We start from the raw sequence: 19,779 nt of genomic DNA on the forward strand, positions 1-19,779 counted from the left end.
GCGAATATCCTTAGCGTCCTTGATTCTCGCTAACCTGCCTGATTCTCGCTAACTTGCCTGATTTTCGCTAACCTGTTTGCCTATGAGCCCTGTCTGTCTATGAACTTTGCCGATCTCGGCCTGTCTGACGAATTGCTGCAAGCGGTTGAAACCGCTGGCTATAGCGAACCGACTCCGATCCAGGCCCAAGCCATTCCGCCGGTCCTGATGATGAAGGACCTGATCGGCATCGCCCAGACAGGCACCGGCAAGACGGCCAGCTTCGTGCTCCCGATGATCGACGTTCTCGCGCATGGCCGTCGCCGTGCGCTGATGCCGCGCTCGCTGATCCTCGAACCGACCCGCGAACTCGCGGCCCAGGTTGCCGAGAACTTCGAGAAGTACGGCAAGAACCACGATCTGCGCATGGCGCTGCTGATCGGCGGCGTTCAGATGGGCGACCAGATCAAGGCGCTGCAGGAAGGTGTCGACGTCCTGATCGCGACGCCGGGCCGCCTGATGGACCTGTTCGAGCGCGGCAAGATCCTGCTGACCGGCTGCGAACTGCTCGTCATCGACGAAGCGGACCGCATGCTCGACATGGGCTTCATTCCCGACATCGAGAGCATCTGTTCCAAGCTGCCGACCAATCGGCAGACGCTGCTCTTCTCGGCAACGATGCCGCCGCCGATCAAGAAGCTGGCGGATCGCTTCCTGTCGAATCCGAAGTACATCGAGGTTGCCCGCCCGGCGACCGCGAACACGAATATCGTCCAGCACAAGGTGGCGGTGCCGGCCCGCAAGAAGCGCGAGGCCCTGCGCCAGCTCCTGCGCACCGACAACGTCTCGACCGCGATCATCTTCGCCAACCGCAAGACGACCGTGCGTGAACTGGCCAAGAGCCTGAAGGGTCATGGCTTTGCAGCCGGCGAGATCCACGGCGACATGGAACAGCCGGCGCGCCTTGCCGAACTCCAGCGTTTCAAGGATGGCTCGATCAACATCCTCGTCGCGTCCGACGTGGCTGCGCGCGGGCTTGACGTGAAGGGCGTGAGCCACGTCTTCAACTTCGACACGCCCTGGCATCCGGACGATTACGTCCACCGTATCGGCCGCACTGGCCGTGGCGGCGCAACCGGTCGTGCTTTCACTTTCGTGGCGCCCGAAGATGCCGAAGCGATCGAGAACGTCGAGAAGCTGACCGGCGGCAAGATTCCGGTCTATCATCTCGGCGGCGAGGAAACGGCTGCGGAAGCGCCCGAAGCTGCTGCTCGTGCGGAAAAGCCCCGCCGTGAGAAGCGTGAGCGTGCAGAGCCGCGCACGGAGGCGAAAGCCCCGCGCGAAGAACGTGCCGCGCCGCGTGAAGAACGCGCAGCTCCTCGCGAGGAACGCGCTGAGCGTGCCCCGCGCCGCGAAAGCCGGGGTGACGAACAGCGCCGCGAACGCCGTGCCGATGGCAATCGTTCGCGTCGCCGCGATGCAGAGCCCGCCGATGACGGCTGGAACGGTCCGATCCCCGAATTCCTGAGCGTTTCCGCTCTCACCTGATCCTACTTCAAGCCAGGCACCATCGCCGCGCCTCAGGGTGCGGCAATGGTGCTTGCCTGTCCTTGCCGCCCTGTGCAGACTGCCTCCTATCGAGAGGCAGGCGAGGCGGATTATCCATGAAATTCAGGTATTCTCTGGCGTTCGGCGCTGCGCTCGTCTCCTCGTGCGCGGCGCTGGCCGAACCGCAGGCGGTGGTCCAGGTGGACAGCGGCAGGCTTGCCGGCAGCGTCGAGGACGAGGTGGTGAGCTGGAAGGGAATTCCCTTCGCGGCGCCGCCGGTCGGCGCGCTGCGCTGGCGTGCACCGCAGCCTGTTGCGGCATGGAAGGATGTCCGTTCGGCGGAAAGCTACGGGCATGATTGCATGCAGAAGCCCTTCGCCGGAGATGCGGCGCCGCTGGGCACGCCCCCCGCCGAGGACTGTCTCTACGCCAATGTCTGGCGCCCGGCGCAGGCCAAGGCGAAACTCCCCGTGATCGTCTGGATCTACGGTGGCGGCTTCGTGAACGGCGGCGCATCGCCGCCGACTTATGCAGGTGCAGAACTCGCGAAGCAGGGCGTGCTGTTCTTCAGCTTCAATTACCGGGTCGGCCGTTTCGGCACTTTCGCCCATCCTGCGCTGACCCGCGCGGCGCAGGACAAGGGGCTTGTCGGCAACTATGGCTTCATGGACCAGATCGCCGCGCTTGCCTGGGTGCAGCGGAACATCGCGGCGTTCGGCGGCGACCCCGAGAATGTGACGATCATAGGCGAAAGCGCGGGCGGCATGTCCGTCAACAACCTGGTGACCTCGCCCATGGCCGAAGGGCTGTTCGACAAGGCAGTCGTCATGTCGGGCGGGAATGGCACGAGCCTTGCCAATCCCGATCTCGCCGCCACGGAAGCGATCGGCGTGCGCTTTGCCGAAGCGAAGGGCATTTCCCGCGATGATCCGCAGGCCCTTGCAAAATTGCGCGGCCTTTCTGCCGATGCGGTGACGGATGGGCTCAACCTGATGGCTCTCTTCAGTCCGAGCGGCGCGCCGCGCACATTCGCCAGCCCGTTCAGCGACGGCAGGCTGGCGGTGGATCAGCGCCATGCCTACGAGGCGAAAACGTTCCATCGCGTGCCGATGATGATCGGTGCCACAAGTGACGATATCGGCGGGATTTCGGGCAGCATGGTTGCGGGGGCGCGGCAGATATCGGCCTTGGCGGCGGCCGGCGGCGCACCTGTCTACGAATACCGCTTTTCCTATGTTGCCACATCGATTGAAGGCGGCGGCAAAGGGGCCGGCCATGCTACGGACATACCGTTCTTCCTCGATACGCAGGACGTGAAATACGGCGGCAAGACCAGCGCGCGGGATCGGGAAATGGGCCGCACCATCAGCAGCTATCTCGTGAATTTCGCGAAGACCGGCAATCCTAACGGCGCAGGCCTGCCGGAATGGAAATCACGTGCCGGAGACGGCTCCGCGCTGATGGACTTTTCGCCCGGCGGAACCGCTCAATTCGGCGCTGACCCGTGGCTCCGGCAGATCGAGGCAGCCTCCGCCAAAAGCGGGATCTAGGCGCCGCCAAGCCAGCGCGTTCAGCCGGCCGGGAGGTTCATTCGCTTCCGGCTGGCTTGACGAAGCTGTCGATCACCCGCTTGTGGCCGGCCTGCTCGAAGTCGATCTCCAGCTTGTTGCCTTCCTGCGCGGCGACAGTGCCGTATCCGAACTTCTCATGAAAGACGCGGGCGCCGATCTCGATGTCGGTGCGAGGCTTGGCGGCGAAGCTGGCGGCGCTACGGGTGGTTTCGGCAATGCGGCGCGGTGCGGGATCGAACTCGCGGGCAGCGGCGCGCTGCCAACCGGGGCCGCGTGTCATCGTGCGCGCGGGCTGCGCCCGGGCGACGTCGGCGAAAGGATCGCCATGTTCCGACCATTGCGCGCGCCAGAGGGAAGCACCGCCTGACAATGTCGTTTCGCTCTCGACGTGATCGTCAGGCAGTTCGGCGATGAACCGGGAAGGGATCGAGCTTGTCCACTGGCCGTAGATTCGGCGGTTGGCGGCGTGGAGGATCGTGCACTTTCGCCGCGCGCGCGTGATGGCAACGTAGGCGAGGCGGCGTTCCTCCTCGAGACTGGCGAGCCCGCCTTCGTCCATCGCCCGCTGCGAGGGGAACACGCCTTCTTCCCAGCCCGGCAGGAACACGTTGTCGAATTCCAGGCCCTTGGCGCCGTGCATGGTCATGATCGTGACCTTTTCCTCGTCCGAGGCGGCATCGTTGTCCATGACGAGGCTGACGTGTTCGAGAAAGTCGCCCAGGCTCTCGTACTCTTCCATGGCCCGGGCGAGTTCGGTGAGGTTTTCGAGGCGTCCGGCCGATTCGGGCGTCTTTTCCGCCTGAAGGGCATCGGTATATCCGCTCTCGTCGAGCACGGTGCGCATGAGGTCGGCAGGGTTCTCGGTTCCGGCGAGTTCGCGCCAGCGGGCGAAGTCACGCATCAGCGAGAGGAAGGTATTGCGCGGGCGAGCGGGGAGTTCGTCGGTATCGACGATCTCGATCGCGGCCATGGCGAGCGGAATGTTCCGGCGGCGCGCCAGGACATGCAGCGCTTCCAGCGCCTTTGCGCCCAGCCCGCGCTTGGGGGCGTTGTAGATACGTTCGAACGCCAAATCGTCGGCGGGCTGGGCGATGACGCGAAGATAGGCGAGAGCGTCGCGAATCTCGGCGCGTTCGTAGAACCGGAAACCGCCGATGATGCGGTATTTGAGGCCGATCGAGATGAAGCGGTCTTCGAATTCGCGGGTCTGGTACTGGGCGCGCACGAGGATCGCGATCTGTTCCAGCGGAGCGCCTTCGCGTTCGAGGCGCTCGATCTCGTCACCGACCCGGCGCGCTTCTTCGGGGGCATCCCATACGCCGATCACCCGCACCTTGTCGCCCGAGTGCCGCTCGGTCCACAGCGTCTTGCCGAGCCGCTGGCTGTTCTCGTTGATGAGGCCGGAGGCGGCAGCGAGAATCTGCGGCGTGGAGCGGTAGTTCTGCTCAAGCCGGATGACCTTGGCTCCGGGGAAATCCTTTTCGAATCGCAGGATGTTAGCCACTTCGGCGCCGCGCCAGGAATAGATCGACTGGTCGTCGTCGCCCACCACGCAGATGTTGCGATGACCCTGTGCGATCAGGCGGAGCCAGAGGTACTGGACCTGGTTGGTGTCCTGATACTCGTCCACCATGACGTATTTGAAGCGCTGCTGGTACTGTTCCAACACCTCGCGGTTGGTGCGCAGGATGTTGAGCATGTGGAGCAGAAGGTCGCCGAAATCGCAGGCGTTCAGCGCTTTCAGGCGGTCCTGGTAAAGCTGATAGAACTTCTGGCCGCGCCCGTTCGCATAAGTCTCGTTCTCGGCAGCGTCGAGGTCGGCGGGATTGAGGCCCCGGTTCTTCCAGCGATCGATGCAACCGGCGAGCTGGCGCGCTGGCCAGCGCTTCTCGTCCAGCCCTTCGGACTGGATCAGCTGCTTGAGCAGCCGCAACTGATCGTCGGTATCGATGATCGTGTAGTTTGGCTGCAGCCCTACCAGTTCGGCGTGGCGACGCAGCATCTTCGCCGCAATCGCGTGGAACGTGCCGAGCCATGGCATCCCTTCCACGGCAGGGCCGATGAGATGGCCCACGCGTTCGCGCATCTCGCGCGCAGCCTTGTTCGTGAACGTGACGCAGAGGATTTCGCTGGGCCATGCGAGCCGGTTGCGGATCAGGTTGGCAAGCCTGCGAGTGAGCGCTGCGGTTTTCCCTGTTCCCGCGCCTGCCAGCATCAGCACTGGTCCGTCAGTGGTCAGGACGGCTTCGCGCTGGGGCGGATTCAGGCCTTCGAGCAGAGGGTCCGACGAGGCTTCGGGCATGGAGGATTGCAGATCGTTCACCCGTGAACATCTAGGGAACGGGGTGTCGCGGCGCAAGGCCGCTTCGTCGCACCGGGGGAACAATCCCAGGGACGGGGCGTCGGTTGTTCACGAACAAGAACATGGAGAGCGATCATGCGAAAATATCTCCTTGCCGGAGCCGCCGCGCTTTCGTTCCTGGGAATGTCGGGAGCGATCGGGGCGCAGGATACCAATGGCGAAATGCCCGCCGCGCCAGAAGCCCCTCCGCCGCCGGCAGCACCTTCGGATTCCGGGACGCCGCCGGCCAGGCCGATCTCTCCGGCATCAATGTCTGCCGAACAGAAGGCTATGTACGATTCGTGGCCGGCAGCCCAGCGTGCCGATTACGATTCCTGGTCGCCGGAGTATCAGGCCTATTACTGGAGCCTGACGGACCCGCAGCAGAAAGGCTACTGGGCGCTCACGCCGGACCAGCGCGGACAGATCTACAAGATGACGCCCGAGCAGCAGGCAATCGCCTGGAATTCCATATCGCAGCAGCTTGCCGGGCAGACCCCGACCACGCCGCCCACTCAGGCCAATCCTCCGGGTGAGGGGATGCCCACGACCGGCGTCCCCGACCCGCAGTTTGCGCAGCAGGCGGTGCGCCCCGCGATGCCCGCCGATCAGGGATATCAGGGCGGCCCGTACAAGGGCGCGCTGACGCCCCCTCCGGCGACCGCGATGGACAAGCCGTATCCGGTATGCAGCAAGAAGGTGACGGACAATTGCCGCAATCGCGGCGGCGTCTGAGGAAGGCAAGACTTCCGGCCTGAAGCGGCGCGCTTCAACGCGCACTGCTTCAGGCCGGCGAATTCAGGATTCGGTCTTGCGAAGGAAGTGCAGGCGCGCCTTGCCGACGTCGCGTGCCGATTCCACCTCGAAGCCCCGAATGGACACGGCCTCGGTGCGGGAGGTTTCAAGGCATATCCAGGTCTGCTCGCCAATCCAGCCCAGCCGCGCGAGCTTGTCGATCGCGACGACCCCGGCCCCGGTCTCGTAAGGCGGATCGAGCAGGACGAGGTCGAGGACGTCCTTCGCAGGCCCGAGCGCCATTACCGAACCTGCCCGGACATCGCTTTTGCCCTGTGCCTGCAGGTTGGCAATGTTGGAGCGGATCGCGCGGATGGCTGCCGGATCCTGGTCCACGAACAGGCAGTGCGCCGCGCCGCGTGAAAGCGCCTCGAACCCCAGCGCGCCCGATCCCGCGAAGAGATCGGCCACTTTCAAGCCCTCGAAAGTGCCCAGACGGCTGGCCAGCATCGAGAACAGCGTCTCGCGCGTGCGGTCTGCGGTGGGGCGGGTATTTTCCCCCTCCGGCGTGGCCAGCTTCCGGCCGCGCCATTCACCGGCAACGATGCGCAGGCCGGTCTTGATCGGACCGCCTTTCATCGGGGCCTTCGCTCCCACTTTCATGCGGCGTTGCCCGGCAGCGTGCGGCGGAAGTTATCGAGATCGCGCGGAGCCACCTCGAACGCCATTCCCTTGGGCAGGTCCAGTAGACGGAACGGCCCGTAGGAGGTGCGGATCAGGCGGCTGACCTGCAGACCGAGATGTTCGAGAACGCGGCGGACTTCGCGGTTCTTGCCTTCGGTAAGGGTCATCTCGATCCACTGGTTACGCCCCGTGCGGCGCTCCATGTTGGCGTCGATCTTGCCGTAGACCACGCCCTCGATCTCGATGCCTTCGATCAGATCCTCGAGTTGGTCCTGCGAAATGTCACCGAATGTGCGGGCACGATACGTGCGCGGCACGCCGGTGGCGGGCAGTTCAAGCTGGCGCTTGAATTCGCCGTCATTGGTCAACAGGAGCAGGCCCTCGGTGTTGAGGTCGAGGCGGCCGATCGGCATCACGCGGCCGCTGCCCTCGGGCAGGGCGTTGCGCAGCGCGGTGTAGATCGTGGGGCGGCCGATCGGATCGCGTTCGGCAGTAAGGAGGCCTGCGGGCTTGTGGAAGACGAAGAGGCGGGTTTCCTCCGCCTCCCGGACGGCATTGCCGTCAACCGTCACGCCGCGAAGATCGTGCAGCACGGTAGACGGCGTTTCGATCACGTCCTCGCCCAGCTTGACGCGGCCTTCGATGATCATCCGTTCCGCCTCGCGGCGGCTGGCGATTCCGGCGCGTGCGAGAAGCTTGGCGATGCGTTCGCCTTCGCGCACGGGCATTCCCGGCGTTTTGGGCGTAGGAGCGGCAGCCTGCGGGGCCGAGCGGGGCGGTTTCCTGCGAGGGCGATCGCCGTCGAACGGCCGGGAGTCCTGTCGCCGCGAATCCGACTGGCGCGAGCCGCGCGAAACATATGCGCCGCCGGAAGGTGTAAACTCGCCGGAACGCGAGCCGGGGCTCCGGCGCGGCGCGCCGTCCCGCGGGCCACTGGCCGAACGTGCGGGGCGTTCACCGCGCGCCGGAGCGTCGTCCCGGTGGGGCCGGTCGCCGCGTGCCGGGCGTTCGGAGCGGACGGGCCGGTCGTCGCGCGCGCGGCGCTCGTCGCGTACCGGGCGTTCGTTGCGGCCAAAGAGTTCGCCGCGATCGCCGCGTCCACCGCGTGCCGGGCGGTCGTCGCGGCCGGAGCGCTCTGCACGAGCCGGACGATCATCCCGCGACGGGCGCGTATCGCGCGACAGGCCGTCGCGGGGGCCGCGGCCACGTCCGGTGCTTTCCTCCCGTCGGCCTTCTTCGCGGCGGCCGTCGCTGCGGGGGGCGCCATCGCGTCCGGTTCTATCGGCGCCGCGCCGACCTCCGTTGCCTGAGCTGTTGCCAGAGCCGGTGCGGAAGGGGCCGCGAGAAGATCCGCCATCGCGGGAAGAGCCGCCACGCTTCGGGCCGCCGGATTTGAAAGGAGGTTTGGACATTCGCCCGCCCATACCTGTTGATCGCCGCTTCATCCAGCCTTCCCTTCGAGCATTGCGGCGTTAGGTTGGCGCGGGATCGCAATTTCAGGGAGTAAGGCGTGGACGCCCAAAGCATCGAACAGCGTCGCGGCGTCTGGGATTCAATCAAGCCCTATCTCGAAAAGGAATCGCTGGCGGCATTCCTGCTCGGCCTGTCATCGGGTTTTCCTTATGCGATGATCGGCGCGACGCTGACGACGCGCCTGGCGCAGGACGGGATCGACAAGAAGACCGTTACCGCTTTCACGCTTGCCTTCCTTGTCTATAATCTCAAGATTTTCTGGGCCTGGATCATCGATGGCGTACGCCTTCCGGTGATCGGCCGGCTTGGCCAGCGCGTCTCGTGGATGCTGGTTTGCGGCGTGTTTGTGATCGCCGCGGTGCTCAATCTGGCGCTGGTCGATCCGGCTGCCAGTATCCGGGCGACGGTCATCGCCGCCGTGCTGGTGGGCGCTGCCGGCGCCAGCTTCGACATCGTTATCGACGCCTACCGTATCGAGACGCTGAAGCCCTACCAGCTCGGCACCGGCTCGGGCATGAGCCAATATGGCTGGCGCATCGGCTCTGCCGGTGCGGGCGCGCTGGCGCTGATTCTGGCGGCGCGTTACGGCTGGAGTGCGGGCTATGCGGCCTGTGCGGTCTTCGCGCTGCCCGCAATGCTCACCGCGCTGTTCCTCGGCGAGCCGGAACGCCGCAAGGTGGTGGTGGAAAAGCGCGGTGTCGTGGAGGTCTGGAATTCGATTGCCGGGCCGTTTGGCGAGTTTTTCCGCCGCAACGGCGCGTTTCTCGTCCTGCTGTTCATCCTCGTCCACAAGATCGGCGACACGCTGGCCAATCTCACGTTCCGCCTGCTGTTCGACGATCTTGGCTTCAGCAATGACGAAATCGCCATCTACGACGTGGGGCTGGGCTTCTGGGCCTATCTGATCGGTGTGTTCATCGGCGGGGTGGCATTCGCAAAGATGGGCCTGAAGCGCTCTGTCATGGTTTCGCTGGTGCTGATGGGGATTTCCAATCTCAGCTTCGCGGCGCTGGCTGCCGCCGGGCACAGCAACTGGGGAATGGCCGGCGCAATCGGGTTCGAGAACATCGCTTCGGGTTATGGCGGGGTCGTCGTCATCGCCTATTTCTCGGCGCTCTGCGACTTGCGCTATACGGCCTCGCAATATGCCCTGATTTCGGCGAGTGCCAGTGTCGTCGGCCGTTTCCTGACCGGTACGACGGCAGGCGCTCTGATCGAGGCCTTGGGCTACGTGAACTTCTACCTCGTCACCACCGTCGCTTCGCTGCCCGGCATCGTCCTGTTCTGGTGGATGTGCCGGACCGGCCTTGTCGATCAGGCGATGGGGACCGCGGGTGAGGACAATCCTGGGGAGTTCTAGTCGGGAATCTCCTCGTTGGCGCGCAGGACCTCGCCCGAGAGGTAGAGCGAGCCGGCGATCAGCACGGGCAGTCCGTCGTCGGGCAGGGCTGCCAGTGCTTCCTCCACGGTGCGCGCTGCCAGGGCTTTGGAGCCAAAGCTTGCAGGGCCATGGCATTCGTGGCCAGGCACCGGAACCGCGCGGATGCTCGCGAGATTCGCGGCGAGCGGATCGGTGATGGCGCCAGGGTCCTTGTTCGCGAGCATTCCGATCACGAGATGCAGGCGCTGCCCTGTGAAGTGGCGGCCGATCGCGAGCCCGGCATCGGGATTGTGACCGCCGTCGAGCCACACTTCGCGTGCTCCTGCGAATTGGGTGAGCGGGCCGGCTGACAGGCGTTGCAGTCGCGCTGGCCAGCGTGCCGCCTCGATGCCCCGCGCCATCGCTTCGGGCGAGACGGAAACACGGTCCTGATGGCGCAGGATGGCGACGGCCAGTGCCGCATTCTCGGCCTGGTGGGAGCCCGGCAGGCTGGGCAGCGGCAGCACGAGTTCGCCGTGCCGGTCCGAATACTCGATCCTTTCGCCCACGCTGGCGTCCCAGTCCCGCCCGAGCATGTGCAGCGGCGCACCGGCGGTCATGGCGGCACGTTCGATTTCGAGTTCGGCTGATTCCGGATAGGCGAGGGTGCAAGCCGGAGCGCCGGGACGGACGATGCCGGCCTTTTCGAAGGCGATGCGGGCGAGCGGTTCCTGGGGAACTCCCGGCTCCGGCCGAAGCAGGAAGGCCTCATGGTCGATGCCCAGCGTGACGATGCCGACCGCGGCCGGATGTTCGATCACGTTGGTGGCATCGAAGCGCCCGCCAAGCCCGACTTCGATCACGCAGGCATCCGCAGGAACCCGCGCGAAGGCGAGGAAGATCGCTGCCGTCGTCACTTCGAAGAAACTGGGAGCAAGGTCTTCGCCGGTATCGAGCACTTCCGCCAGCAAGGTGGCCAGCATGCCGTCGTCGATAAGCTTGCCGGCCAGACGGATACGCTCGTTGTAGCGCACGAGGTGCGGCTTGGTGGCGGTGTGGACCGTCAGCCCCTGCGCTTCCAGCATGGCGCGCAGGTAAGTGCAGGTCGAACCCTTGCCGTTGGTTCCGGCCACATGGAAGGTCGGCGGCAGGTGCTTTTGCGGGTCGCCGAGACGCGCAAGGAGCGTGCGGATCGTTTCGAGGCCGAGGCGACCCTGCGGCACGGCGAGCGCGCCGAGCCGGTCGAGCTGGGCCTGAACCTCGGGCGAATCCGAAACCGCGAAGTCGCGCATCGGCGGAATTCCGTGCTTATCGGGCGGCGTGGACAGCCTCGGCCAGGGCCGAGGTCAGTTCGCGCAAATGTGCCGGGGCTTCGGTTCCGTGCTGCTTGACCAGATCGACCAGAGCCGAACCGACCACGACACCATCCGCGACTTTGGCGATCTGCGCTGCCTGTTCGGGGGTACGGACGCCGAAACCGACCGCAACCGGGATCGTGCTGGCCGCCTTGAGCTTTGCCACGGCGTCCTCGATCGAGCCCTGAGCGGCCTGCTGCATGCCGGTCACACCGGCGACAGAGACGTAGTAGAGGAAGCCCGAGGAGCCACTGAGAACGGCAGGAAGGCGCGCGGCGTCGGTCGTCGGCGTCGCGAGGCGGATCAGCGAGACGCTCCTGGCGCGCAAGGCCGGACCGAGCTCGGCATCTTCCTCGGGCGGGATGTCGACGCAGATCACGCCGTCGACACCGGCCTTGGCGCATTCGTCCGCGAACCAGTCCGCGCCGCGCGCGATCATCGGGTTGGCATAGCCCATCAGCACCAGCGGAACCTGCGGATGACGGGCGCGGAATTCGCTCGCCATGCGGAAGATGTCGGCGGTCTTGGTGCCGGCGTCGAGGCTGCGGATGTTCGCTTCCTGGATCGCCGGGCCGTCGGCCATCGGATCGGTGAAGGGCATGCCGAGTTCGATCACGTCGGCGCCGCCTGCGACCAGCGCGTCGAGATTGGCGGCAGTGTCGCCATCACCGCCGGTGATGAAGCAGACGAGCGCCGCCCGGCTTTTCCCGTTAATTTCCTTGGCGAATGCGGTTTCGAAGCGGGTCATCGATTAAAGCTCCACGCCCAGCGCTTCGGCGACGGTGAAGATGTCCTTGTCGCCGCGGCCCGAGACGTTGACGACGAGCAGCTTGTCCTCGTCCATCTGAGCCGTCAGCTGCGGCAGCGCGGCCAGCGCGTGCGAGCTTTCGAGCGCCGGGATGATGCCTTCGAGTTCGCAGCAGAGCTGGAACGCTTCGAGCGCCTGCGTATCGGTGATCGGCACGTAGTTCACGCGGCCGCTTTCATGCAGCCACGAGTGCTCCGGCCCAAGCCCCGGATAGTCGAGCCCGGCCGAGATCGAGTGAGCCTCGGTGATCTGGCCGTCCTCGTCCTGCAGCAGGTATGTCTTGTTGCCGTGGAGGATGCCGGGCTTGCCGCCGGTGAGCGAGGCGGCGTGCTTGTCGGTGTCGATGCCGTGGCCCGCTGCCTCGATGCCGGTCATTGCGACTTCGGGATCGTCGAGGAAGGGGTGGAACAGGCCGATCGCGTTCGATCCGCCGCCCACGGCTGCCACCAGCATGTCGGGCAGGCGGCCTTCCTTCTCCAGCATCTGCTCGCGCGTTTCCTTGCCGATGATCGACTGGAAATCGCGCACCAGTTCAGGATAGGGGTGCGGGCCTGCGGCAGTGCCGATGATGTAGAAAGTGTCGTGGACGTTCGCGACCCAGTAGCGCAGCGCGTCGTTCATCGAGTCCTTGAGGGACTGCGATCCGCTTTCGCAGGAGATCACTTCCGCGCCCAGCAGCTTCATGCGGAACACGTTGGGCTTCTGGCGCTCGATGTCCTTGGCGCCCATGAAGATCTTGCAGGGCAGGCCGAAGCGCGCGGCGACGGTGGCCGTGGCTACGCCGTGCTGGCCGGCACCGGTTTCGGCGATGATCTTCTTCTTGCCCATGCGGATGGCGAGCAGGATCTGGCCGATGCAGTTGTTGATCTTGTGCGCGCCGGTGTGGTTCAGCTCTTCGCGCTTGAAATACACCTTCGGGCCTTTGCCTTCCGGGGCAAGGGCGCGGAAATACTCGGTGATGCGCGGCGCATAGTAGAGCGGGCTGGGACGGCCCACGAAATCCTTCATCAGCGCGTCGAATTCCGCCCAGAATGCCGGGTCCGCCTGTGCCTTGCGGTATTCCGTCTCGAGATCGAGGATCAGCGGCATCAGGGTCTCGGCGACGTAGCGACCACCGAACTGGCCGAAGTGGCCGGTATCGTCGGGCAGGCTGCGGAGACTGTTCACGGGCGTCTGTGCGGTCATGATCGGGCCGATTGGCAGAGCGGCGCGGCCAAGTCCAGCGCCTTCGCCTCTATTAGACTGCATGGGGACGAGTTGCCCGATTTCAATTGCAAATCATGCAACACCACTGGATGCATTGGCAATATAATGTCTGTAAGCGGCAGTTTCATGACGGTTTCGGGTAATTATGAATAATTTTGTTCATCTGGGCGAAAGGTAAGGGGGAGCAGCGGGGCCTCCCCCGGTGAGGGCCGGGGACACACTGGAGTTAAAAAATATGCGTATTGCACTCGTTTCGCTCGCCGCGGTTGCTGCCGTGGCTGCTGCTACTCCCGCCCTGGCCAACGAAGCACGCGTTGAAGCGCGCACCGGCGTGATCTGGGACGGTAGCGACAGCGAAGCAGTTGCTGGCGTCGCTGTCGGTTACGATTACGACCTGGGTGACAAGTTCTTCGTGGGCGTCGAAGGTTCGGCGGACAAGATCCTGACCGACAACACCCGCGTTTCGTGGGGCGTCGGCGGCCGCGCCGGCTTCAAGGTCCTTCCGGCCACCAAGCTTTATGCCGCTTCGACCTGGCAGTCGAAGTTCAGCAAGTACGGCAACAGCGCCGTTGCTGTTGGTGGCGGTGTCGAGCAGGGCCTCGGCAGCCAGTTCTACGCCAAGGCTGAATACAAGCACCTGCTGGTTGGCGACAACACCCCCGACGCAGACGTCGGCCTGGTTGGCGTCGGCTACAAGTTCTGATCGAACGCTTCGGCCTGGCGCAGCTACCGAGTTCGCCAGGCCGGGGCCGGACGATGGGAATCCGCTCTGCAAGGAGCGTAAGCCAGGGAAGGGCGGTCTATGAGGGGCCGCCCTTTCTCTTTGGCGCAGGCCGCGGCTGCTCAGGCGCCGCGCACGGCGCGGGCGAAGGCATCGATCCGGTCGAGGTCCTTTACGCCCGGCGCGCTTTCCACGCCCGAGGACGTATCGACCAGCGGCGTGCGGGTCATCCTGATGGCCTGAGCGACGTTGTCCGGCGTAAGGCCGCCGGCGAGGCCCCAGGGGACCGGCCCCTTCCAGTCCGCCACCAGGCTCCAGTCGAAGCTGAGGCCCATTCCGCCCGGCAGCGAGCCCTTGGGCGTCTTGGCGTCGAACAGCACGAGATCCACGGCACCGGCATAGGCTGCGGCCCTGGCGGCATCTTCGGCGGTGGCCACGGACAGGGCTTTCCACACCGCTATCCCGAAGCGATCACGCAATGCCGCGGCGCGTTCGGGGCTTTCACTGCCATGAAGCTGGAGCGCATCGAGGCGGGCGCCGGCCACGGCTTCGGCGATCGCCGCGTCATCGACATCGACGAACAGCCCGACCTTGCCGATGCGGCTTCCGGCCTGCTGCGAAAGCAGGGCAGCCTGCGCGGGCGTGACGTTCCGGGGGCTTCTGGGAAAGAACACGAAGCCGGCGTGGGCCGCCCGCGCGCGGATCGCCGCTTCGAGCGCTTCGGGCGTGCTTATCCCGCAGATCTTGATCGCCGCAGTTGGCATGTCGCTTTTCTGGCCTAGATTGTGTCCCCGATGTGAAGGGGGACCGATGATGAACCGACTGGGCCGCTATCTAATGCCATTTGCCGCCGCTGCAATGCTGGGAGGCTGCGGGGTGAAGGAGTCGTTCAAGGATGCCGAGATCGAAGTCGGCAAGTTCCATCAGGCGCTCGATGCCGGGCAGTGGCAGCAGGTCTGGACCAAGGCCGATCCGCAATTGCGCGAGACGACTCAGCGCCCGCAGTTCGAGAAGTTCCTCGATGCCGTGCACCGCAAGCTGGGCAAGGTTCGCGAAGCGAAGCAGGTCGGCTGGAATGCCAATGCCACCACCGGCGGCAGCTTCGTCACCCTCACGTACCAGACGACCTTCGAGCATGGCTCCGGGGTCGAGCAGTTTGTCTATCGCAAGGGTGACGGAGGCGGAATGACCCTGGTGGGCTACAACATCGATTCGCAGGATATGATGCTGAACTGACCGGGGGCAGTCAGAGGGGGGATCAGGGGGCGAGTTCGAACTGCACCGTGACGTTCACGTTGGTTTCCAGTTCGCCTGCGGCGACCGGGGGAGCGGCGGCCACGGAATCCATGGCAGCCTTGGCACGGTACATGATCGGTGACGGCGAATAACCGCCGCTCTCGCTGATGGAAATGATGCGGGCCACCCGCAGGCCGGTGGCGCCGGCATAGAGATCGGCCCGTGCGCGCGCGTCCTTGATCGCGGCGACTCGCGCCTCGTTCTGCGCGGCGTCGGGCTGGGAGAGCATGAAGTTGGGGCCGTTGACCTGATTCGCGCCCGCCTTGACCAGCGCGTCGATCACCTTGCCCATATCGTCGAGCTTGCGCTGGCGAACGCTGACGGTGTTGCCGGCCTCGTAACCGACGATCTCGCGCGGGCCGTCGACATAGGATCCGTCAGGCTGGCGCTTGGGCTGCGCATAGACCGGGTTGACGCTGAGACTGCTGGTCTGGATGTCCTTGTCGGCAACGCCTGCACGCTTGAGCGAGGCGATGACCTGGCCCATCCGCGTCGAATTGCTGTTCAGCGCTTCGCTGGCGGTGGCGCCCTGCGTGGTGACGCCCGCCGAGAAGCCCGCCATGTCAGGCGTGCGGGTGGAAGAGCCTTGGGCGTTGATCGTCAGCAGCGTGTGGCCCGCCGCAATCGCGGGGATCATGCCGGAGTCCTGGGCAAGGGCGGGAACCGCCATCGTCGATGCCAGGGCGGCGGTGGTAACGGCAAGCAGGTTCAGGGATTTCATGAGGTCGCACTCTCTATCCATTTGGCCATTCATTGGCCGGATCAACGATCTGGCTGGCGAGAGGTTGCCCGGCGCTGAACCGTGCATTTTGCGCTATGAAAGGTTTGTGTTCCACGCGGCGTCGCACCGGCCCGAACGGGCCGGTGACGCGAACAACCGCCGGCAGCGGATTTCAGTTCAGAGCGTGGCCTCGATCGCGCGCGCGGCGGCGAGGGGGTCTTCGGCGCGGCTGATCGGGCGGCCGACGACAAGTACGCTGGCGCCGGCATCGCGCGCGGCGCGCGGGGTCATGGTGCGCTTCTGGTCGCCATTGCGGCCATCGTCCGGGCGCAGGCCGGGGACGACGAAGTAGCCGTCCTTCCACTGCTGATGGACGGCGGCGACTTCGTGGCCAGAGCAGACGATGCCGTCGAGCCCGGCAGAATGGGCAAGATCCGCCAGGCGCAGGGCCTGTTCGTGCGGTTCGGCGTTGACGCCGATGGCGTTCAGGTCGCCGCCGTCGAGGCTGGTCAGCACGGTGACCGCCACGACCTTGCAGTTCTCTCCGGCAGCGGCCTTGGCGTCTTCCATCATGGCGCGGCCACCGGCGGCGTGGATGGTGACGATCGACGGTTCGAGCACGTGGATCGCCTGCATGGCGCCGGCCACGGTGTTCGGAATGTCGTGCAGCTTGAGGTCGAGAAAGATCGGCAGGCCGAGCTTGTGCAGTTCGTGCACGCCGTGATGGCCGTGGGCGCAGAAGAATTCGAGACCGAGCTTGATCCCGCCGATGTGCCCGGAAACCTTTCGCGCCAGCGCCTCTGCGGCGTCTAGGCGGGGCAGGTCGAGGGCGAGATAGACGGGATTGCTGTTCATGTTCTCAAGGTTCCGGCGAGGGTTCTGGGGTGGAGAGGGGGGTTTCGACGGTGGTCGGGGAAGCGACGGCCGACGGCACGCTGTTGGCGCGCAGCGAGTTTTCCAGGCTGGCGATGCGGCGCTGGAGCCGCCAGCGCATCGCGCGCAGGTAGAGCCACACCGGGGCCATGCCGAGGCCGAAGAAGACCAGCGCCACGACGCCGACCGGCCATTCGAAATGAACGTAATTGGCATCGTCGAGCGGCCAGAAGTTCACCGGGACCTTCGTCCAGTTCATGGCTATGAAAGCGACCAGGATCGCGGTGATCGCAATCCACAGCACCGTGCGGACTATCTGCATGTTCCCTCCGGCAATTCGTGTACCAAGACCTTCGCAATCGCGCTCGATGCTAAGCGCGATTGCGAGGCATGGGAAGTGTCGGCTGGAAGCTTAGTTCCCGAAAACGCGCGCGAAGATCGTGTCGACCTGCTTGAAGTGATAGTCGAGGTTAAACTTGTCCTCGATCACTTCGACCGGCAGCGCGGCGGTGACTTCCTCATCCGCCTTGAGAAGTTCGAGCAGCGAGAGCTGACCGTCCGATTCCCACACCTTCATCGCATTGCGCTGAACCAGGCGATACGACTGGTCGCGCGTCAGGCCGGCCTGGGTCAGCGCCAGCAGCACGCGCTGCGAGTGGACGAGGCCGCCCATGCGGTCGAGGTTCTTCCGCATGCGCTCGGGATAGACGAGCAGCTTGTCGATCACGCCGGTGAGGCGGGCCAGTGCGAAGTCGAGGGTGATGGTCGCGTCGGGGCCGATGAAGCGTTCGACCGAGGAGTGCGAGATGTCGCGCTCGTGCCAGAGCGCCACGTTTTCCATCGCCGGGACCACCGCCGAGCGTACGACGCGGGCAAGGCCGGTGAGGTTTTCGGTCAGCACCGGGTTGCGCTTGTGCGGCATGGCCGACGAGCCCTTCTGGCCGGGCGAGAAGTATTCTTCCGCCTCAAGCACTTCGGTGCGCTGAAGGTGGCGGACTTCGATGGCGAGGCGTTCGATCGAGCTGGCGATCACGCCCAGCACGGCGAAGAACATGGCGTGGCGATCGCGCGGGATGACCTGCGTCGAGACCGGCTCGACCGCGAGGCCGAGCTTGTCGGCCACATAGTCTTCCACGGCCGGATCGACGTTGGCGAACGTGCCCACGGCGCCCGAGATCGCGCAAGTGGCGACTTCCTCGCGGGCGGCGAGCAGGCGGGTCTTGCAGCGCGAGAATTCGGCATAGGCTTCGGCCATCTTGAGGCCGAAAGTCACTGGCTCGGCGTGGATGCCGTGACTGCGGCCGATGGTCGGGGTGTACTTGTGCTCTTCGGCGCGGCGCTTGATCGCGGCCAGCAGGGCGTCGAGGTCTTCGAGCAGGATGTCTGCGGCCTTGACGAGCTGGACGTTCAGCGTGGTGTCGAGCACGTCGGAGCTGGTCATGCCCTGGTGCATGAAGCGCGCTTCGGGGCCGACCTGCTGGGCTACCCAGTCAAGGAAGGCGATCACGTCATGCTTGGTCACGGCCTCGATGGCGTCGATCGCGGCGACGTCGATGGTCGGATTGGTGGCCCACCAGTCCCACAGGGCCTTGCCGGCGCTCTCGGGCACGGTGCCCATCTCGCCCATCTTCACGGCGGCGTGCGCCTCGATCTCGAACCAGATGCGGTAGCGGGCTTCGGGTTCCCAGATCGCGGTCATTGCGGGGCGGGCGTAACGGGGGACCATGTTCGACTCCTTGAGTGACCTGACTCGACCGGGGCTGCGCTGGCAGGCTGACCGGGCCTCTTGCGCCAGAGCCGCTAGGGCGGGCTTGCGATAAAGGCAAGGGCGCGTGGGCCCGCTTCTCGCAATCCTGAGGCCGGATCGCGGCCGTTCCGGCGCGGGCGTGCAAGGTTTGCACGGCCTGGGCGGTGTTCGGGACGGTTATCGAAGCGCTCCGCAACCTTTGCGGGGAAACGATTTTTCCGGCTTCAAGGAGCCATGTTCCACGAGATGCGCTATCGAGAGGACAGCTTTTCGCGGCTCCTCGTCACAACAGGAAGAACAAGCGATGCGACGTGCGCTTTCGATTTTTCTCGCCACTGCCTTCATTCTGGGTGCGCCCGCGGCCCAGGCGGAGGAAACGAAGCTGGAGGAATTCGGCACCGATCTCGAACGCTTCCCCTATCCCTGGAAGGTCGAGCGCATGGACCTGAAGGTCGGCGCCGAAAGCGCCTCGATGGCCTATATGGACGTGCAGCCGGACCAGCCCAACGGGCAGGCCGTCGTCCTGCTCCACGGCAAGAACTTCTGCGGTGCGACGTGGGAGGATACCGCCCGCACCCTGCTCGGCGCGGGCTACCGGGTGTTGATTCCCGACCAGCTCGGCTTCTGCAAATCGTCCAAACCCGCCTCCGCGCAGTACAGTTTCGCGATGATGGCCGATGCGACGCACCGGCTGATGGAGAAAGTCGGGCTGGAGAAGGCGATCATCCTTGGCCATTCGACCGGTGGCATGCTCGGCCTGCGTTTCGCGCTGATGTATCCCGGCGCGGTGCAGCGGCTCGTGCTGGTGAACCCGCTTGGCCTTGTCGATCGCATGGAGGAGGGCGTGCCCTATGTCCCGCTCGACAAGCTGCTCGCTGCCGAGAAGGCCAAGGGCTATGCCGAAATGCGGCAGTACCAGCTCGATACCTACTATCACGGTGAGTGGAAGCCAGCCTACGACCGCTGGGTCGCGATGCTGGCGGGCCAATATGCGACGCCGGACAACGATGCCGCCGAACTGGCACAGGCTAAGACCGCCGAGATGATCCTGACCCAGCCGGTTTCGCACGAGTTCGGCCGCCTCGCCGTTCCCGTCACGCTGATGATCGGGATGAAGGACACCACGGTGTTCGGCAAGGGGCAGGCGCCGGCCGAGGTGCGCGCGAAGCTGAAGCCCATTCCGGCGATTGCCCCTCAGGCGGCTGCGGCGATGCCGTCCGCGCGCATCGTCGAACTGCCGGACTTCGGCCATTCGCCGCAAGTGGAAGCGCCGGAGGTGTTCGGCGCGAAATTACTGGACGTGCTGGGCGCCCCGGCGCCGTGAAGGCCGGATATCGACCGGCGAGGAAAGCCGCGTGGGC

At 65.3% G+C, this 19,779-nt stretch carries 19 protein-coding genes; 8 read left to right on the top strand and 11 right to left on the bottom strand.

Annotated elements, in window-relative coordinates; all coding sequences use genetic code 11:
* The first annotated feature begins 99 nt into the window (after window positions 1-99).
* Both ACLIMP_RS08025 and ACLIMP_RS08030 read left to right on the top strand, forming a co-directional pair.
* On the top strand, window positions 100-1,527 hold the full coding sequence (locus ACLIMP_RS08025) for a DEAD/DEAH box helicase (protein ID WP_324698664.1): 1,428 nt from the start codon (window positions 100-102) through the stop codon (window positions 1,525-1,527).
* A gap of 116 nt (window positions 1,528-1,643) precedes the next feature.
* Window positions 1,644-3,077 (top strand): carboxylesterase/lipase family protein, encoded by a 1,434-nt coding sequence (locus tag ACLIMP_RS08030; RefSeq protein WP_324698665.1) that lies wholly within the window; start codon window positions 1,644-1,646, stop codon window positions 3,075-3,077.
* Window positions 3,078-3,114: 37 nt separating this feature from the next.
* Here ACLIMP_RS08030 and ACLIMP_RS08035 read toward each other — a convergent pair whose 3' ends face one another.
* Window positions 3,115-5,400 carry an ATP-dependent helicase gene (locus tag ACLIMP_RS08035; protein ID WP_324699014.1) on the bottom strand — a complete coding sequence of 762 codons (2,286 nt, stop codon included), beginning with the start codon at window positions 5,398-5,400 and terminating at the stop codon, window positions 3,115-3,117.
* A gap of 135 nt (window positions 5,401-5,535) precedes the next feature.
* Between ACLIMP_RS08035 and ACLIMP_RS08040 the strand changes: the two genes are divergently transcribed.
* The gene (locus ACLIMP_RS08040) at window positions 5,536-6,174 is read left to right on the top strand and encodes a hypothetical protein (RefSeq protein ID WP_324698666.1); all 639 of its coding nucleotides are present in this window, start codon (window positions 5,536-5,538) and stop codon (window positions 6,172-6,174) included.
* Between the two features lie 63 nt (window positions 6,175-6,237).
* On the opposite strand, the gene rsmD is transcribed toward ACLIMP_RS08040, so the two are convergent.
* Both rsmD and ACLIMP_RS08050 read right to left on the bottom strand, forming a co-directional pair.
* Window positions 6,238-6,813 (bottom strand): 16S rRNA (guanine(966)-N(2))-methyltransferase RsmD, encoded by a 576-nt coding sequence (rsmD, locus tag ACLIMP_RS08045; protein WP_185998827.1) that lies wholly within the window; start codon window positions 6,811-6,813, stop codon window positions 6,238-6,240.
* Window positions 6,814-6,833: 20 nt separating this feature from the next.
* Entirely contained in the window at window positions 6,834-7,580 is a 747-nt protein-coding gene (locus ACLIMP_RS08050) for a pseudouridine synthase (RefSeq protein ID WP_243692630.1), read from the bottom strand.
* Between the two features lie 258 nt (window positions 7,581-7,838).
* On the opposite strand from ACLIMP_RS08050, the gene ACLIMP_RS08055 reads away from it, so the two are divergent.
* Both ACLIMP_RS08055 and ACLIMP_RS08060 read left to right on the top strand, forming a co-directional pair.
* Window positions 7,839-8,168, top strand: a complete 330-nt coding sequence (locus ACLIMP_RS08055; protein ID WP_420719868.1) for a hypothetical protein — start codon at window positions 7,839-7,841, stop codon at window positions 8,166-8,168.
* 200 nt (window positions 8,169-8,368) lie between these two features.
* Complete coding sequence (locus ACLIMP_RS08060; protein WP_324698671.1) at window positions 8,369-9,691, top strand: AmpG family muropeptide MFS transporter; 1,323 nt, start codon at window positions 8,369-8,371, stop codon at window positions 9,689-9,691.
* Here ACLIMP_RS08060 and ACLIMP_RS08065 read toward each other — a convergent pair.
* From ACLIMP_RS08065 to trpB, 3 genes are read right to left on the bottom strand one after another with little or no spacing between them, the layout of a single operon-like run.
* On the bottom strand, window positions 9,688-10,983 hold the full coding sequence (locus tag ACLIMP_RS08065; RefSeq protein WP_443478150.1) for a bifunctional folylpolyglutamate synthase/dihydrofolate synthase: 1,296 nt from the start codon (window positions 10,981-10,983) through the stop codon (window positions 9,688-9,690). The genes ACLIMP_RS08060 and ACLIMP_RS08065 overlap by 4 nt on opposite strands.
* Window positions 10,984-10,999: 16 nt before the next feature.
* The gene (gene trpA / locus ACLIMP_RS08070) at window positions 11,000-11,794 is read right to left on the bottom strand and encodes a tryptophan synthase subunit alpha (protein ID WP_324698675.1); all 795 of its coding nucleotides are present in this window, start codon (window positions 11,792-11,794) and stop codon (window positions 11,000-11,002) included.
* Window positions 11,795-11,797: 3 nt separating this feature from the next.
* Window positions 11,798-13,039: a tryptophan synthase subunit beta gene (gene trpB, locus ACLIMP_RS08075; RefSeq protein WP_054439811.1), complete on the bottom strand. Its 1,242-nt coding sequence runs from the start codon at window positions 13,037-13,039 to the stop codon at window positions 11,798-11,800.
* A 256-nt stretch (window positions 13,040-13,295) separates the two neighbouring features.
* Between trpB and ACLIMP_RS08080 the strand changes: the two genes are divergently transcribed.
* Window positions 13,296-13,763, top strand: coding sequence for an outer membrane protein (locus ACLIMP_RS08080; RefSeq protein WP_054439809.1), 468 nt, complete (start codon window positions 13,296-13,298; stop codon window positions 13,761-13,763).
* Window positions 13,764-13,903: 140 nt separating this feature from the next.
* Here ACLIMP_RS08080 and ACLIMP_RS08085 read toward each other — a convergent pair whose 3' ends face one another.
* On the bottom strand, window positions 13,904-14,545 hold the full coding sequence (locus tag ACLIMP_RS08085; protein WP_443478151.1) for a phosphoribosylanthranilate isomerase: 642 nt from the start codon (window positions 14,543-14,545) through the stop codon (window positions 13,904-13,906).
* A 112-nt stretch (window positions 14,546-14,657) separates the two neighbouring features.
* Between ACLIMP_RS08085 and ACLIMP_RS08090 the strand changes: the two genes are divergently transcribed.
* Complete coding sequence (locus tag ACLIMP_RS08090; RefSeq protein WP_324698679.1) at window positions 14,658-15,017, top strand: DUF4019 domain-containing protein; 360 nt, start codon at window positions 14,658-14,660, stop codon at window positions 15,015-15,017.
* Window positions 15,018-15,039: 22 nt separating this feature from the next.
* Here the strand turns inward: ACLIMP_RS08090 and ACLIMP_RS08095 are convergent, their stop codons facing one another.
* The 4 genes from ACLIMP_RS08095 to purB form a co-directional block, all read right to left on the bottom strand.
* Complete coding sequence (locus ACLIMP_RS08095) at window positions 15,040-15,798, bottom strand: SIMPL domain-containing protein (RefSeq protein ID WP_324698680.1); 759 nt, start codon at window positions 15,796-15,798, stop codon at window positions 15,040-15,042.
* A gap of 177 nt (window positions 15,799-15,975) precedes the next feature.
* On the bottom strand, window positions 15,976-16,653 hold the full coding sequence (gene pyrF, locus ACLIMP_RS08100; RefSeq protein ID WP_054439805.1) for an orotidine-5'-phosphate decarboxylase: 678 nt from the start codon (window positions 16,651-16,653) through the stop codon (window positions 15,976-15,978).
* A 4-nt stretch (window positions 16,654-16,657) separates the two neighbouring features.
* Window positions 16,658-16,993: a LapA family protein gene (locus ACLIMP_RS08105; protein WP_054439803.1), complete on the bottom strand. Its 336-nt coding sequence runs from the start codon at window positions 16,991-16,993 to the stop codon at window positions 16,658-16,660.
* A gap of 90 nt (window positions 16,994-17,083) precedes the next feature.
* The gene (gene purB, locus ACLIMP_RS08110) at window positions 17,084-18,397 is read right to left on the bottom strand and encodes an adenylosuccinate lyase (RefSeq protein ID WP_324698683.1); all 1,314 of its coding nucleotides are present in this window, start codon (window positions 18,395-18,397) and stop codon (window positions 17,084-17,086) included.
* A gap of 325 nt (window positions 18,398-18,722) precedes the next feature.
* Between purB and ACLIMP_RS08115 the strand changes: the two genes are divergently transcribed.
* Window positions 18,723-19,742 (top strand): alpha/beta fold hydrolase, encoded by a 1,020-nt coding sequence (locus tag ACLIMP_RS08115; RefSeq protein ID WP_324698684.1) that lies wholly within the window; start codon window positions 18,723-18,725, stop codon window positions 19,740-19,742.
* Window positions 19,743-19,779 lie beyond the last annotated feature (37 nt).

Source organism: Novosphingobium aeonii (genome assembly GCF_052279045.1).
In the GTDB taxonomy this organism is placed as follows: Bacteria; Pseudomonadota; Alphaproteobacteria; order Sphingomonadales; family Sphingomonadaceae; genus Novosphingobium.

Coding starts and splice junctions, on each gene's coding strand:
- ACLIMP_RS08025 (WP_324698664.1), top strand. CDS start 100: ATGAACTTTGCCGATCTCGGCCTGTCTGACGAATTGCTGCAAGCGGTT.
- ACLIMP_RS08030 (WP_324698665.1), top strand. CDS start 1,644: ATGAAATTCAGGTATTCTCTGGCGTTCGGCGCTGCGCTCGTCTCCTCG.
- ACLIMP_RS08035 (WP_324699014.1), bottom strand. CDS start 5,400: ATGCCCGAAGCCTCGTCGGACCCTCTGCTCGAAGGCCTGAATCCGCCC.
- ACLIMP_RS08040 (WP_324698666.1), top strand. CDS start 5,536: ATGCGAAAATATCTCCTTGCCGGAGCCGCCGCGCTTTCGTTCCTGGGA.
- rsmD (WP_185998827.1), bottom strand. CDS start 6,813: ATGAAAGGCGGTCCGATCAAGACCGGCCTGCGCATCGTTGCCGGTGAA.
- ACLIMP_RS08065 (WP_443478150.1), bottom strand. CDS start 10,983: ATGCGCGACTTCGCGGTTTCGGATTCGCCCGAGGTTCAGGCCCAGCTC.
- trpA (WP_324698675.1), bottom strand. CDS start 11,794: ATGACCCGCTTCGAAACCGCATTCGCCAAGGAAATTAACGGGAAAAGC.
- trpB (WP_054439811.1), bottom strand. CDS start 13,039: ATGACCGCACAGACGCCCGTGAACAGTCTCCGCAGCCTGCCCGACGAT.
- ACLIMP_RS08080 (WP_054439809.1), top strand. CDS start 13,296: ATGCGTATTGCACTCGTTTCGCTCGCCGCGGTTGCTGCCGTGGCTGCT.
- ACLIMP_RS08085 (WP_443478151.1), bottom strand. CDS start 14,545: ATGCCAACTGCGGCGATCAAGATCTGCGGGATAAGCACGCCCGAAGCG.
- ACLIMP_RS08095 (WP_324698680.1), bottom strand. CDS start 15,798: ATGAAATCCCTGAACCTGCTTGCCGTTACCACCGCCGCCCTGGCATCG.
- pyrF (WP_054439805.1), bottom strand. CDS start 16,653: ATGAACAGCAATCCCGTCTATCTCGCCCTCGACCTGCCCCGCCTAGAC.
- ACLIMP_RS08105 (WP_054439803.1), bottom strand. CDS start 16,993: ATGCAGATAGTCCGCACGGTGCTGTGGATTGCGATCACCGCGATCCTG.
- purB (WP_324698683.1), bottom strand. CDS start 18,397: ATGGTCCCCCGTTACGCCCGCCCCGCAATGACCGCGATCTGGGAACCC.
- ACLIMP_RS08115 (WP_324698684.1), top strand. CDS start 18,723: ATGCGACGTGCGCTTTCGATTTTTCTCGCCACTGCCTTCATTCTGGGT.